The organism is Aquipuribacter aurantiacus, from assembly GCF_051216895.1.
In the GTDB taxonomy this organism is placed as follows: domain Bacteria; phylum Actinomycetota; class Actinomycetes; order Actinomycetales; family JBBAYJ01; genus Aquipuribacter.
Map to the genome: position 1 here is coordinate 20,824 of NZ_JBPKAO010000012.1, position 14,480 is coordinate 35,303.

A 14,480-nucleotide genomic window follows, 5' to 3' on the forward strand; every position below is an offset into this window, starting at 1 on the left:
CGACCCCGGACCCCGCCGCGGCGGCCACGGGCGGCGCGCCCCTTCGCGGCTCGTCCGGGCACTGGTGGTGCTGCTGGTCCTGCTGCTGCTGGTGGTGGGGCTGGTCGTCGGGCTCGTCGCCGCCGCGGCCCGGTTGTTCGCGCCCGACCCCGCCGCCCGGGCCCAGTCCTGCGTCGCGACGGTCGCGCCGCCCGAGGCCGACGAGGAGGAGCTCCGCGCCGAGCTCGCGCCGGACCAGGCCGTCTACGCGGCGCTGGTCGTCGGCGTGGCCAACCAGCGGGGTCTGCCCGCCCGGGCCGCGACGATCGGCATCGCCACCGCCATCCAGGAGTCGGGGCTGCGCAACATCGACTACGGCGACCGAGACTCCCTCGGCCTGTTCCAGCAGCGGCCCTCGCAGGGGTGGGGCAGCGAGGAGCAGGTGCAGGACCCGCTGTACTCCACGAACACGTTCTACGACGCCCTCGTCGAGGTCGACGGGTACACCGAGCTCGACGTCACCGTCGCCGCCCAGGAGGTCCAGCGCAGCGGGTTCCCCGACGCCTACGCCGACCACGAGGGCGAGGGCCGCGCCCTGGCCAGCGCCCTGTACGGGTTGTCCCCCGCGACGCTGACCTGCGACCTGCGACCGGTCGAGGACGACCCGGACCGGGCGACCCCGGACGAGCAGGCGGCCGAGCTGCTCGCCAACCTGGGCGACTTCGGCCCGCTGGGCTGGGAGGCCGGGGACGTCGCCCCGGTCGGCACCGGGGACGACGCGGCGGGACCGACGGCGTCGGGCACCGGCCGCGCGGCGGTGGTCGTCGACCTGTCCGTCGCCGGCGCGGCCGACCCGGACCGGGTGGCCTGGGCGCTCGCGCACGCCTCGGTGGCGATGGCCTCCGCCCGGGACGTCGTGCTGGTCGAGGTGGACGGCCAGGTGTGGGACCGCACCCGCCCCGGGGACGGCTGGACGTCCGTGGCCGACGGGACCACGAACGGGTCCGAGACCGGGTCCGAGGCGGGGTCCGACGAGCGGCCCGCGCCCGCCGCGGGGACGGTCCGCGTCACCGTCGGCTGAGCAGGACCGCGGCACTCCGGACCAACCGGGCACGCTCGGGCGATTTCACCCGAACGGCCTACCCGGACGGTCGGTGAGCACCTACTGTCGCAGCGAGTCGGACCCCGTCGTGTCCGGTCCCGCCACGGAAGGTCACCCCCATGCGTCCTCGCTCCACGTTCCTGCCCGGACTACGACGGCAGGTGGGCGGGGTCGCGACCGCCGCCCTGGTCGCCGCCGCCCTCGTCATGGTCGACCTGCCCGCGGGCGCGTCCGCCGACGACGCCCTGGACCCCTCGGCCACCGCGGAGGTGTGGTCGTCGGTGCGCGGCACCCCCGCCCCCGAGGTCGAGGGCGCCGAGCCCGTGCTGGAGCCGGAGCAGTTCCGCGCCGTGCGCCTGGACCGCGACGCCCTGGTCGAGGCCCTGGCGACCGCCCCCGTCGAGGAGGGCGCCCCGGCGGCCACCGCGCTGGGCGGGCTGTCCGCGCGCCGCGCCGCCCCCACGGCCGAGCCGCTGGAGCTGTCGCTGCCGCGCCCCGAGGGCGGTTTCGAGCGGTTCGCCGTCGAGGCCGTACCGATCATGGAGCCCGGCCTGGCCGCGCAGCACCCTGACATCGCGACCTTCGCCGGCCGCGGCATCGACGACCCCACGACGACCGTGCGCGCCGACATCACCGGGCTGGGCTTCCACGCGTCGGTCCGCGGCTCCGACGGCGCCTGGTACGTCGACCCGTACTACCACCTGGACGACAGCCTCTACTCCAGCTACTACGCCGCCGACGTGCCCGAGAACCCGCACGGCGTGTTCGTCGAGCACGGCGACGAGGGCCTGGCCAGCGTCGAGACGCACGTGGGCGACCTGCTGGACGGCGCCGTCGCGTCGGAGCAGTCCGTGCAGGCCGTCGACGGGCCCGTCGTGCAGCTGCGCGAGTACCGCCTGGCCCTGCTGTCCGACCCGACCTACGCGGGCTTCTTCGGCGTCGAGAACGTCATCGACGCCAAGGTCACGCTGATGAACCGCGTCAACCAGATCTACGAGGACGAGTCCGCCATCCGGATGCTGCTCATCGACGGCACCGAGCGGATCAACCTCGACACCGCCGCGCAGATGACCGGCGCCGACGGCCCCTGCGGCAGCTCGCCCTGCTTCACCCCGCAGCAGGCCCGCGGCTGCAGCGGCGCCACCCTGCAGCGCAACCGGATCGTCATCGGCCAGCTCGTCGGCGCCAGCGCCTACGACGTCGGGCACATCATCTTCGGCCTCGCCGGCGGCGGCATCGCCAGCCTCGGCGCCGTCGGTGGCAACGCCAAGGCCCAGGGCTGCACCGGTCTGCCCCAGCCGGTGGGCGACTTCTTCGCCGTGGACTACGTGGCGCACGAGATCGGTCACCAGTTCGCCGCGAACCACACCTTCAACGGCAACCAGGCCAACTGCGCCGGCGGCAACCGCAGCGCCGCCAACTCCGTCGAGCCCGGCAGCGGGTCCTCGATCATGGCCTACGCCGGCATCTGCCGGCAGGACGACCTGCAGCCCCACACCGACCCCTACTGGAGCCAGCGGAGCTACCAGGAGGTCAACACCTTCGTGAACGCGGACCGCCCGGCCATCAACGAGGTCCAGACGGTGTCGCTGCGCAACTTCGACACCGACGGCGACGCGTTCCTGCTGCGGTGGGACCGCACCCTCACCCGCCCGGTCGTCCGGGGCCCCGGGTACACGCCGGCCGCGATCAAGGCCGCCATCGAGGGCCTGCGGGACTTCCCCGTCGGGGGCACCGTCACCGTCGCCCCGTGGGGCGGCGGCGGCGCCACCGCACCCCTGAACGACTTCGGCTTCCAGGTCACCTTCGGCGGCACCCTCGCCCAGACCGACGTGCCGATCGAGCTCGAGGTCGTCGGCCGCAGCGGGGTGCAGGCCTTCACCGGCGAGACCGCCAAGGGCGGCCCCGTCGACAACCAGGGCCACACCGTCACCGAGACGTCCAACCGCGCCCCGGTCGTCGAGACGGTGGGTTCCTGGACCATCCCCTACCGCACCCCGTTCGCCCTGACCGGCAGCGCCACCGACGCCGACGGCGACGAGCTCACGTACCTGTGGGAGCAGAACGACCGCGGGCTCACCGCGGTCGGCCTGGTCGACCAGGCGAAGACCTCCGGCCCGCTGTTCCGCCAGTTCGGCACCGCGCTCGACATGAGCCGGTACGCGCCGTCGGAGTACTTCAACGCCGGCACCAACGCGGTGAACGGCAACCCCGAGCGCGTCTTCCCCGACCTGGCCCAGGTCCTCGCGGGCAACACCAACGCGGCGACCGGGTCCTGCCCGCAGGCCGTGCCGCCGTCGCCGACCCCGCTGCCGGCCGACCTCAAGGACTGCCTGTCGGAGTTCCTGCCGACGTCGGTCTACGCGGGCCCGATGAACTTCCGTCTCACCGCCCGTGACGGCAACCCCGGCGCCGGCGGCGTCGGCAGCGCCGACACCCAGGTGTCCCTGGCCCCGGGCTCGGGCCCGTTCCTGGTCACCTCGCAGACCGAGGGCACCGCGCTGGCGGCCGGCTCCACGCAGACCGTCACGTGGGACGTCGCCGGGACCGACCAGGCCCCCATCAGCACCAGCCAGGTGCGGATCAGCCTCACCACCGACGGTGGCGAGACCTGGGAGGTCCTGACCGAGACCGCCAACGACGGCACGGCGGACGTGCAGCTGCCCGACGTGAGCGTGGCCGCGGCCCGCATCAAGGTGGAGGCCGTCGGCAACGTCTACTTCGCCGTCAACGGCGCCGACTTCGCGGTCCGCGCGGCCCCGGTCGTCACGACCGACGCCGCCGGTGACGTCACCGTGCAGTACAGCGACGCCCTGGTCCCCGCGGTCACCGTCAGCGCCACCGACACCGACAGCGACGGGTCCGACCTGGCCGCCGTCGCCGAGGGCCTGCCCGCCGGGCTGAGCCTGCTGGCGAGCGCAACGAGCGCCGACGACACCCGCCCGGGCACCCGGACGTGGACCGTCGCCGGCACCGTCGACGCGGAGCCCGGGACCTACCCGGTGACCGTCACCGTGACCGACGACGCCGGGATCACCGGCACCGTCGCGCTCACGGTGGTCGTGACCGCCGAGGACGCGGCCCTCACCCCGGTCGGCGACACCCTCGTCACCGCCGGCACCGGGACCGCGACCGGCACCGCCCAGGTGTCGCTGCGGGCCACGGTGCGCGACGGCGGGGTGGTGGCCGGGTCCACCGACACCACCCCCGGCGACATCACCCGGGCGACGGTGACCTACTCCACCTCGGCGGGGCCGCTGTGCGGCCCGGTCGCGGTCGACGAGGTCGTCGCGGGCACCGCCACGACCGGCTCGGCGACCTGCGACGTCGACCTGGCCCCGGGCACGTACACCGTGCTCGCCCAGGCCGGCGGCAGCTGGACCGGCAGCACCAGCTGGCAGCTGCGGGTGCTCCCCGCCCGCACCGGCCTGGTGTCCGGCACCGGTCAGGCGACCACGACCACATCGGCCGGCACGGTCGCGGCCGACCCCGGCACCGCGGTCGCCACCACCGTCAACGTCCGCAGCACCGCCGGGCGGGACCTGACGGGCTCCGTCACCGTCCGCACCACCGCCGGCGGCACCGTCTACGAGGCGCGCAGCACGTCGCTGGACGCCCTGGGCACGTCGCTGCAGACCGCCTCCGGGGCGACCTGCGGCAGCACCAGCCAGACCTGCACCGGCACCTCGGAGGTCCGCGCGACGGTCTCCGTGCTCGACGTGGCCACCGGCACCACCGTCGCGACGGGTCTGGAGCTGCGGCTGGTCGTGTCCGACCGGGGCACCCCGGGCGGCAACGACGCGGTGTCGGTGACGCTGTGGGACGGGAGCACCCTGGTGCACTCCTCGGCGTGGGACGGCGCGGGCACGACGCCGCGCACCCTGTCCTCGGGCAACCTCACGGTGCGATGACCGCACGCTGAGCACGACGAAGGCCCCCACCTCGGTGGGGGCCTTCGTCGTGGTGGTGCTGGTGGTGCTCCGGCTCAGCGCTGGCCGAGCGCCACGTAGTCGCGCTCGGTGGCGCCGGTGTACACCTGGCGCGGTCGGCCGATCTTGGTCGCCGGGTCCTGGATCATCTCGCGCCACTGCGCGATCCAGCCGGGCAGGCGCCCGATGGCGAACAGCACCGTGAACATCTCGGTCGGGAACCCGAGCGACTGGTAGATCAGGCCGGTGTAGAAGTCGACGTTCGGGTACAGCTTGCGCTCGACGAAGTAGTCGTCGGCGAGCGCGATGCCCTCGAGCTCCTTGGCGATGTCGAGCAGCTCGTTGCCCTGGGTTCGCTCGAACATCTCGTCGGCGGTCTTCTTGATGATCGCCGCGCGCGGGTCGTAGTTCTTGTAGACCCGGTGCCCGAAGCCCATGAGCCGGACGCCCGGCTCCTTCTTCTTGACCTTGGCCATGAACGACTCGACGGTCTCGTCGGAGTCCCGGATGGTGGTGAGCATCTCGAGCACGGCGGAGTTGGCGCCGCCGTGCAGCGGTCCGGACAGGGCGTGGATGCCCGAGGACACGCTGGCGAAGAGGTTGGCCTGGGCGGAGCCGACCAGGCGCACGGTCGAGGTCGAGCAGTTCTGCTCGTGGTCGGCGTGCAGGATGAGGAGCTGCTCCATCGCCTTGACCGTCAGCGGGTCGGCCTCGTAGGGCTCCGCCGGCAGGCCGAACGTCATCCGCAGGAAGTTCTGGACCAGCGACAACGAGTTGTCCGGGTACAGGAACGGCTGCCCGACGCTCTTCTTGTAGGCGTAGGCGGCGATGGTCGGCAGCTTGGCCAGCAGCCGCACGGTGGTGATCTCGACCTGCTCGGCGTCGAACGGGTCGAGGGAGTCCTGGTAGAAGGTCGACAGCGCCGACACGGCGCTGGACAGCACGGGCATCGGGTGGGCGTCGCGCGGGAACCCGTCGAAGAACCGCTTGAGGTCCTCGTGGAGCAGGGTGTGACGCTGGATCCGCTCGGTGAACGCGGACAGCTCGGTCTCGCTGGGCAGCTCGCCGTAGATCAGCAGGTAGGACACCTCGAGGAACGAGCTCTTCTCGGCCAGCTGCTCGATCGGGTAGCCGCGGTAGCGCAGGATCCCCGCGTCACCGTCGATGTACGTCACCGCGGACGTGCACGACGCGGTGTTGACGAAGCCGGTGTCGAGGGTCACCTTGCCCGTCGTCTTGAGCAGCTTTCCGATGTCGAGGCCGTCGGAACCCTCGGAGGCCCCGACGACGGGCAGCTCGAGGGGCTCGCCGGGTCCGGTGATCGCGAACGGGCTCTGGGCGTCGGGCATCGCTGCTCCTGGTGTCTGGCGGTTGGTCGGGCGGCGCACCGGTCGGGCAGGGGCCGCGGTCGCGCCCGAGGTTACCGGTTGGTACCGGGGCCAGCAGGCGTTAGCCGCCGGGCGGCGGCCCGGACCCGCTCGTCGGGGGCGGTCAGGGCCATCCGGACGTGACGTGCGCCACGCGGACCGTAGAAGCTGCCGGGGGCCACCAGCACCCCCAGCTCCGCCAACCGGGCGACGAGGTCCCAGCCGTCGGAGCCCGCCGGGGCGGCCGGGTCGGTGACCCACAGGTACAGCCCGGCCTCGGAGCCGTCGACCCGTAGCCCGGCCTGCTCGACGGCGGGCAGCAGGACGTCGCGGCGGGCCCGGTAGCGCGCCTTCTGCTCCGCGACGTGCGAGTCCTCGCGCAACGACGCGACGAGGACCGCCTGGACGGGCGCCGGGACGATCATGCCGGCGTGCTTGCGCACCTGGACGAGCCGCTCGACCAGCACGGGGTCCCCGGCCACGAAGGCCGCCCGGTAGCCGGCCAGGTTGGACCGCTTCGACGCGGAGCAGACCGCCAGCACCCCGCTCAGGTCCCCGCCGGTGACCCGGGGGTCCAGGACGCTGGGGACGCGCTCACCGCCGACGGACGGGTCCCAGCGCTCGTGCCAGCCCAGGTCGCAGTAGCACTCGTCGGAGGCGACCACGGCGCCACGGGACCGCGCCCACGCCACCACCTTGGCCAGGTGCTCCACACCCAGCACCTGACCGGTCGGGTTGCCGGGGCTGTTGAGCCAGACCAGCCGCACCGTGCTGTCCGGGCCCAGCGCCGTCGTCGCGTCGGCGGCCACGGGGGTGGCGCCGGCGAGGCGGGCGCCCACGTCGTACGTCGGGTACGCGATCTCCGGGTGGACGACGGTGTCCCCGGCCCCCAGGCCGAGCAGCGTCGGCAACCACGCCACCAGCTCCTTGGAGCCGATCACCGGCATCACGCCGAGGCCCGGCAGCGGACCGGTGCCCCGCACCCGCTCGAACCAGGCCGCGACGGCGTCATGCACGTCCTCGGTGCCGGCCACCGTGGGGTAGCCGGGCGCGTCCGCGGCGTCGGCCAGCACCTGCTGCAGCAGGGCGGGGGTGGCGTCGACCGGGGTGCCGACGGACAGGTCGACGACGCCGTCCGGGTGCTGCCGGGCCCGCTGCGCGTAGGGGCGCAGCGAGTCCCAGGGGAAGTCGGGCAGTCCGGTGACGGGCACGGTCGCGGGCCTGAGGCGGGGCCTCAGGCGTTCTCGCCCTGCGGCTGCGGGGGCAGGGCCGCGACGACCGGGTGGTCGTAGTCCAGCGCGCCGGTCTTGGCCGCACCGCCGGGGCTGCCCAGCTCGGAGAAGAACTCGACGTTGGCGTCGTAGAACGGCTTCCACTGCTCGGGGACGTCGTCCTCGTAGTAGATCGCCTCGACGGGGCAGACCGGCTCGCAGGCGCCGCAGTCCACGCACTCGTCGGGGTGGATGTAGAGCGACCGCTTGCCCTCGTAGATGCAGTCGACGGGGCACTCCTCGATGCAGGCCTTGTCCTTGAGGTCGACGCACGGCTGGGCGATCACGTAGGTCACGGTGGGGTCTCCTCGGGGCTGCGGGCGGGGTGGGTCCCGACCTGGTCCTGGCGGCTGCGGTCGGGTCGCTGTCCATAGGATGCCGGACGTGGAGCGCTCTGTCGTCGCCGGGCTGCCCGGCTGGGTGGGTCGGCGTGTCGTGGTGCGGCACCTGCTGCCGGACGGGCGAGCCACCGACGCGCTCGGGACCCTGCTGCGGGTGGACGACGAGCACCTGACGGTGCGGCGGGACCGGGTCCCCGCGGGCGACGAGGACGGGACGGCTGACGTCGAGGTGGCCCTGGCCGACGTGGTGCTGGCCAAGCCCGTCCCGCCGCCCCCGGCACGACGGGCCAGCCGTCGGGCCTGAGCGGCCCTGCGTCGGGCCGCGGGCCGGGGCTCAGGCGTCGGGGTCGGTCCCGCAGATGATCCGGTCGCCCTCGGAGTAGCGCCAGGTGTTGGTCTCGCGCTTGACCTCCTCGCCGCTGTCCAGGTCGCGCCAGATCCGCGTCGTGTCGACGGTGAACCCGGTGTTGGCGGCCTGGCCGGTGCACTCGTCGGAGTCGTCGTAGCGGACCCCGCCCTCGCGGACGTCGCGGCGCGAGGACGTCACCGACTCCACGTCCCAGGTCTTCGTGCCCCAGAACGTCACGGTGATCTCGCCGCCGCCGATGCCGGCCTGCACGAGGATGCCGGTGTCGGTGTCGTTGCGGAAGCGCATGTCCACCGGCGGGCTGTAGTTCAGGGTGGCCTCGCGGCCCACCGGGTAGCGGTCGATGTAGTAGCTGTGCGGCTTGAAGTCGAGCACCTCGAGCCCGGCGAAGAACGCCGCGTTGTACGTCGTGGTCGAGACCTGCGACACCCCGCCGCCGACACCCTCGGTGAAGACGCCGTCGCTGATGACCCCGGCGGCCTGGTAGCCCTTCGCGGTGGTGCGCTCGCCCAGCACCTCGTTGAGGTCGAAGACGTCGTCGGGCGCCAGGAGCGTGCCGTCGATCGTCTCCGACGCGACCCGCAGGTTGTTGGTCCGGGGCGCGTTGTCGGCCGGGTACTCGGTCGTGAAGGTCGACACCACCTCGACGATGCCCAGCGCCTCCGCGTCGGCGGTGCTGAACTCCGGCTCGACCGTCGCGCCCTCGACCAGGGCCCGGCGGTCCCCGTCCGGCGCGAGCGCCACCACGGCGGCCGCACCGAGCGCGTCCTCCGGCAGGCTCCGCCCGACGGTGCCGGGGACGACCGTCGGGGCACCGTCGGCCAGCACCACCTGGGCGTCGACGGCCTCGGTCTCCAGCTCCGGGTCGGCGGCGAGCGTGACGGCCCGCAGGGCGCTGACGTCGACCGCGAGGCCCAGCCCGCCGGCGTCCACCGGGTCCATCACCAGCGTGGGCCCGTACTGCGCCGGCGTCAGGGCGACCTCGCGGTCGCCGACCACGACCACCAGGTCCCCGGCCACGGCGGCCTCGGCGGTGAGCAGGGCCGCGTCGACGTCGTCCTGCCCGATCTGCACGGCCACGGTGTCGGCGGGCAGCGGGATCGGTCCGTCGGTGGCCAGCCACATGGACCGCACGGCGGCCGACGCGCCGGCCACGTCGACGGCCCGGCCCTCGACCGGGTCCACCCGCGTGGGCACGCCCTCGGGGAACGTCACGTCGCCGTCCGCGGCGGGCACGTCGAGCCGCGCGGCCACCTCGGCCAGCTCGGCGTCCAGCCGGGTGGCCTCGACGTCGGTGAGCAGGTCGAGCCGCCCCGCCCCGACCACGTGGCGCCACATCCGCTGCGGGGCGAGCGAGAAGCCGGTGACGGAGCCGACGGTGGACTCCAGGTCGACCGCGAGCCCGGCCTCGGCCGGGTCGATCTCGTCGACGTCGGCGCCCACGGACACCTGGACGGGCCGGGTGGCGCGGTCGCCGACCTCGGACTCCAGCAGCGCGACGGCCTCCTCGGCCGACCGGCCACCGATGGCCACCCCGGCCGCCGTCGTGTTGAACGGCACCCGGTCGGCCAGGGCGTAGGCCGCACCGACGTAGATGCCCCCCAGGGCGACGACCACGGCGAGGACGGCCAGGACGGGACCGACCCAGCCGCGGCGGCCCCCGGCCGTACCGGTGACGTCGGACGGGGTGGTGGTCCGGGTGCTCATCGACGCTCCGCTGGTCACGCTGCTGGGGCGGGCACTCCCCGCCGCGGCCCAGGATAGGTCGCCCGCACCGCGATCAGGCGCCTCTGCCCCCGCCGGGGTCGACGTCGGGGGGCAACGATCTGGTCACGGCCGGGGCTGCCACCCCTCACCGGGACCGGTGCCGCCGCCCCTCACCGGGACCGGTGGTGCGGCCCCTCGGACAGGCCTCGGTAGGCGCTCGCGAACCACAGCAACGGGTCGGCCGGGTGCTCGGGGACCGTGAGGCCCCTCACGGTCCCGATGACCACGCTGTGGTCCCCCGCCGGGTGCACGTCGGTGACCTCGCACTCCAGCTGCGCCAGGGCGCCCTGCACCAGCGGCAGGCCCAGGACGGCCCCGGTCCGCGTCGGCACCTGGTCCAGCTGACCGATCAGGGGGCGACCGCGCGAGGCCAGCCAGTCGCTGATCCTCGCCTGGTCGTGGGCCAGGACCGACACCCCGAACCGACCGTCGTCCACCACGGCGTCGTGGACCCGGGCGTCCTGCTCGATGCAGACCAGGAGCATGGGCGGCTCCAGGCTCACCGACGCCACGGCGTTGGCCGTCATGGCGTGGGGATGACGGCCGCGGGCGGTGACGATGGTGACCCCGGTGGCGAACCGGCTCATCGCGGTCCGGTAGCGGTCGCGCTCGACCGGGGGCGGGCCCGGGTCGGGGTTCACGGGACGGCCAGCGCGCCGGCGCGGGCGGGGGCGAGCCGGCTGCGGGTGCCCAGTGCCACGGTCATCGGGGCCGCGAACGACGGCACCAGCACGGACAGCAGGATCCACGCCGTCGACGCGGGCAGCCCGGTCAGCACGAGGTCGCCCGCGGGGCGGGGCAGCAGGAGCAGCCCCAGCAGCAGTCCCCGCCCGAGGCCCACCGCGAGCAGCGAGGCGCCCGGGCCGGGCCGGTGCCGCCCCACGGTCGCCGCGGCGACCGCGACGTCCGTGGCCAGGACGAGCGCCACGGCCAGCACGACGCCGTACGGGACCAGGAGCCCCAGCACGGGCTCGCGGGTCAGGTGGACGGCGCTGCCCAGCACGCCGGTCAGCACCCCGACCAGGCCGAGGGCCAGCAACCGTGCCACCAGGGGTCCGCGGCGGGGCGGAGGACGCAGACCGGCAGGCACCAGACCAGCCTACGCAACGCCCCGGACGCCCCCCGTCACCACGGGGACGACCGCCCGTCGCCGCGGGGGTGGCGGGCGGCCCGGTTCAGCCCTGCGTCGGGGCGACGGTGCTCCTCTCACGCAGGTCGACCACGACCGGTCCGGGACCGCCGGTGGGGACCGGCCCCGCGGGGACCACCTCTGCCGCGACGACACCCACCGGGGTGGGGGCCCCGGCCGCGTCGGCGGCCTGCTGCAGGACGTCGGTGATCTCGTGGCCGATCAGCTCGTGACGGGCCAGCAGCGCGTCGCGGAGCGCCTCGACCAGGTGCCGGTTCTGCGCCAGCAGCCCCCGGACGACCGCCTTCTGCTCATTGAGCAGCGCGTCCATCTGCTCGCGACCCTGCCGGTCCCCCAGCACCCGGGACACCAGGCCGCCGCCGAACGGCCCGCCGCCGGCCGCGACCATCGACACCAGGCTGTCGCACATGCCGGCCGCCCCGACCATCTGGGCGGCGACGTTCGTCGCGTAGGCCAGGTCTCCGCCCGGACCGGTCGACACGTCCCCGACGAACAGCTCCTCGGCGACCTGCCCGCCGAACGCGATCTGGACCAGGCCCTCCAGCTCGTGCTTGGACCGGGTGTACACGTCCTCGCGGTCGCCGTGGGCGAGCAGGCCCAGCGCCGAGGCCCGCTTGACGATGGTGAGGATCTCCAGGCGGCGATGCGGGGCGACCAGCCAGGCCACCGTCGCGTGGCCGGCCTCGTGGGTGGCGATCAACCGCTTCTCGTGCTCGGTGTATCCCACGGGCTGCCCGAGCCCGACCTCGACCAGCATCCGGGCCTGCTCGACGTCGGCCCACGCCATCGCGCCCTCGCCGCGGGTCATGGCCCCGATCAGGCCCTCGTCGAGGAGGTTCTCGATCATGACCGGGGTGTAGCCCTGCGTGACCCCGGCGAGCGCGTCGCGTCGCTCGGGGTCGTCCAGCTCCACGTCGTGCTTCTTGCGGCCGAGGTAGAAGTCGATGATCTCGCGGCGACCGGCCTTGTCCGGCGGGTCGAAGCTGAGCCGACGGTCGAAGCGGCCCGGGCGCAGCAGCGCCGGGTCCAGGTTGTCGGCCCGGTTGGTGGCGGCGATGAGCAGGATGTCGGCCGAGGCGGGCTTCGGCCGGCGCAGCCGCCGCGACTCCGGGAGCAGCAGGTTGACGGCGTCCACCAGGGCGACCTGCAGCCGCTGCGCCGGGGACGGGGTGTCGAAGGACTGCATCTGCACCAGCAGCTCGTTGACCACGCCACCGACGCCCTCGCTGGTCATCGAGCCCAGGCGGACCGGGCCGGGGTCCACGGTGGGGGCGGCCGCGACGTACGCCGCGGGCAGCCCCTCCAGCCCGCCGCAGCCGAGCTGGGTCGTCCCGGCCGGGGACAGGCCCGTCGGGGCCTGCGTGGCCGACATGCCGCCGCGCGTCATGGCGATGGCGTCGATCTCCTCGATGAAGCCGATCGCCCCGCCCTCGGTGCGGGCGGCCTTGCGCAACGCCGCGAAGTAGGAGCGGATCTTGCCGGCGGTGGCCCCGTAGTACATGGACTGGAACGACGTGGCCGACACGAACAGGAACGGCACCCCGGCCTCCCGGGCCATCGCCTTGGCCGTGTACGTCTTCCCGGTCCCGGGCGGGCCCTCGAAGAGCACGCCGCGGCGGGGCGTCCCGCCCAGCTCCTCGCGGAAGGACCGACCCGCCAGGAACAGGTCGAGGGTGCGGTCGACCTCGTCGCGCACCGGCCCCAGGCCCTTGACGTCGTCGAGCCGCACGTCGATCTCGTCCGGGCGGTACGTGACGTGCGGGCTGCGGCGGGCCACGACCTGCATGCCCACCATCACGAAGATGAGGACGAGGAAGAAGAACCCGACGATGAGGAGGAACGGGTCGACGGCGGGCAGCTGCGGGAAGAACGGTGCGCCGATGATGATCCGGAACCACATCCAGGCCAGCAGGGGCAGCAGGAGCAGGGCCACCTTGCCGAGCCGCCGCTGCCGCAGCCTCTCCCGGGCGATGCCGACGTCGGCGCTGGAACGCCGCCGGGTCGTGGGGGCTGGTGCGCTCACGGGACCTCCTCCTGACGCGGCCGGGGGGACCCGACCGCTCGGGGACAGGTTTCCCCCGGGGCACGCCCGACGACACCCTGCCCGGTCCGTGACCTGCGGTGATGCCGCGGGGTTCACCCGGCTGGGGCAGCGGCCCGGGAGTGCTGGTCACGGGCCGTGACCGGGTGCGCACACCACGGTCACGGCCTGGGCGTGGTCCCCGGCGGCAGCAGCAGGGCCCGGACGGGGTCGTCGACCGGGCCGTCGGGCAGGTCGTCGACCGGGCCGTCGGGCAGGTCGGCGTCGCCGGGCACGGCGCGCAGCAGCCGCCCGGGCTCGACCCCCGACAGCGGCTGGGGCACCTCGTTGGACAGCACGAACGCCGGCTCCTGCGCGGGGTCCGGTGGCAGGACCCGCACCTGCGTCGGCAGCGCCCGCAGCGCCTCGGCCTTGACCTCGAGCCACCGCGAGGCGTCGACGGTCGCGTCGATCGAGGTCGGTGCCACGAACATCTGCGGCAGCGGGCCGTCGGGGTCCCACGCGGCCGGGTCGACGCGGCGGCGCAGCCAGCGGCGCAGCGCCGTGACGTCGCCGGCCGCGCCGTAGGCCCACGGGACCCGCCACGACGCGTCCGCGAGCGCGAGCGCCCGCAGCGCGACCCGGTGGGCCATCACGTGGTCCGGGTGCCCGTACCCGCCGTGCGCGCCGTAGGTGAGCAGCACGTGCGGCCGACGACGCACCACCAGCCCCGCCAGCCGGGACGCCGCCTCGTCCAGGTCCGCCACGGCGAAGCCCTCGGGACGCACGTCCGGCGGCACCCCGGCGCGGCCGCCCGGCAGCACGACCATCCCGCTGTCGCGGTAGCGGTCCCCCGGCCGGGCCGGCGAGCCGGGCGCGGACGGCAGCCCGTCCAACCAGTGGTGGGCGACCGCGGCCCCGTCGGGCGAGGCCGTCCCCAGCACCCGCAGCGCGGCGGCGAGCTCGGCCTCGCGCGCGTCCGCCAGGGTGTCGTCGCCGTGGCTGACGCGGTGCGCGTGCTCGGCCCCGATCACCTCGCCCTCCTCGCCCCGGGTGCACGTGACGAGGTCGACCTCGTGACCGGCCGCGAGCGCCGCGGCCACGGTCGCCCCGTGGTTGAGCGTCTCGTCGTCGGGGTGGGCGTGGACCAGCAGCAGCCGGAGCGTCACGTGCCCCTCCCCCGCCGC

The 14,480-nt window shown here is 74.6% G+C and carries 11 protein-coding genes; 3 read left to right on the forward strand and 8 right to left on the reverse strand.

The genetic code is table 11. The annotated features are described in order from the left end of the window. Positions 1 to 64 precede the first annotated feature (64 nt). On the forward strand, positions 65 to 1,060 hold the full coding sequence (locus ACR80Q_RS14880) for a hypothetical protein (RefSeq protein WP_435378422.1): 996 nt from the start codon (positions 65 to 67) through the stop codon (positions 1,058 to 1,060). Positions 1,061 to 1,200: 140 nt separating this feature from the next. Next, positions 1,201 to 4,992: a reprolysin-like metallopeptidase gene (locus ACR80Q_RS14885; RefSeq protein WP_435378423.1), complete on the forward strand. Its 3,792-nt coding sequence runs from the start codon at positions 1,201 to 1,203 to the stop codon at positions 4,990 to 4,992. A 74-nt stretch (positions 4,993 to 5,066) separates the two neighbouring features. On the opposite strand, the gene ACR80Q_RS14890 is transcribed toward ACR80Q_RS14885, so the two are convergent. From ACR80Q_RS14890 to fdxA, 3 genes are all read right to left on the reverse strand, one after another. Further along, positions 5,067 to 6,359, reverse strand: coding sequence for a citrate synthase (locus ACR80Q_RS14890; RefSeq protein WP_435378424.1), 1,293 nt, complete (start codon positions 6,357 to 6,359; stop codon positions 5,067 to 5,069). Positions 6,360 to 6,430: 71 nt separating this feature from the next. After that, the gene (gene dapC, locus ACR80Q_RS14895; protein ID WP_435378425.1) at positions 6,431 to 7,588 is read right to left on the reverse strand and encodes a succinyldiaminopimelate transaminase; all 1,158 of its coding nucleotides are present in this window, start codon (positions 7,586 to 7,588) and stop codon (positions 6,431 to 6,433) included. A 23-nt stretch (positions 7,589 to 7,611) separates the two neighbouring features. Further along, positions 7,612 to 7,944 carry a ferredoxin gene (gene fdxA, locus ACR80Q_RS14900; protein ID WP_435378426.1) on the reverse strand — a complete coding sequence of 111 codons (333 nt, stop codon included), beginning with the start codon at positions 7,942 to 7,944 and terminating at the stop codon, positions 7,612 to 7,614. 88 nt (positions 7,945 to 8,032) lie between these two features. Between fdxA and ACR80Q_RS14905 the strand changes: the two genes are divergently transcribed. Then, the gene (locus ACR80Q_RS14905; RefSeq protein ID WP_435378427.1) at positions 8,033 to 8,293 is read left to right on the forward strand and encodes a hypothetical protein; all 261 of its coding nucleotides are present in this window, start codon (positions 8,033 to 8,035) and stop codon (positions 8,291 to 8,293) included. Between the two features lie 30 nt (positions 8,294 to 8,323). On the opposite strand, the gene ACR80Q_RS14910 is transcribed toward ACR80Q_RS14905, so the two are convergent. The 5 genes from ACR80Q_RS14910 to ACR80Q_RS14930 all read right to left on the reverse strand — a co-directional run bounded on the left by ACR80Q_RS14910 (position 8,324) and on the right by ACR80Q_RS14930 (position 14,462). Continuing rightward, the gene (locus tag ACR80Q_RS14910) at positions 8,324 to 10,063 is read right to left on the reverse strand and encodes a VanW family protein (protein WP_435378428.1); all 1,740 of its coding nucleotides are present in this window, start codon (positions 10,061 to 10,063) and stop codon (positions 8,324 to 8,326) included. A gap of 170 nt (positions 10,064 to 10,233) precedes the next feature. Next, entirely contained in the window at positions 10,234 to 10,764 is a 531-nt protein-coding gene (locus ACR80Q_RS14915; protein ID WP_435378429.1) for a flavin reductase family protein, read from the reverse strand. Further along, positions 10,761 to 11,213 (reverse strand): hypothetical protein, encoded by a 453-nt coding sequence (locus tag ACR80Q_RS14920; RefSeq protein WP_435378430.1) that lies wholly within the window; start codon positions 11,211 to 11,213, stop codon positions 10,761 to 10,763. Before ACR80Q_RS14920 ends, ACR80Q_RS14915 begins: the two co-directional genes overlap by 4 nt. 85 nt (positions 11,214 to 11,298) lie before the next feature. Further along, entirely contained in the window at positions 11,299 to 13,296 is a 1,998-nt protein-coding gene (locus tag ACR80Q_RS14925) for an AAA family ATPase (protein ID WP_435378431.1), read from the reverse strand. Positions 13,297 to 13,475: 179 nt separating this feature from the next. Next, positions 13,476 to 14,462, reverse strand: a complete 987-nt coding sequence (locus ACR80Q_RS14930; RefSeq protein ID WP_435378432.1) for a PIG-L family deacetylase — start codon at positions 14,460 to 14,462, stop codon at positions 13,476 to 13,478. Positions 14,463 to 14,480: the final 18 nt, after the last annotated feature.

Excerpts from the sequence above, each read along its gene's own strand:
- ACR80Q_RS14890 (WP_435378424.1), bottom strand. The coding sequence starts at position 6,359 with ATGCCCGACGCCCAGAGCCCGTTCGCGATCACCGGACCCGGCGAGCCC.
- ACR80Q_RS14885 (WP_435378423.1), top strand. The coding sequence starts at position 1,201 with ATGCGTCCTCGCTCCACGTTCCTGCCCGGACTACGACGGCAGGTGGGC.
- ACR80Q_RS14910 (WP_435378428.1), bottom strand. The coding sequence starts at position 10,063 with ATGAGCACCCGGACCACCACCCCGTCCGACGTCACCGGTACGGCCGGG.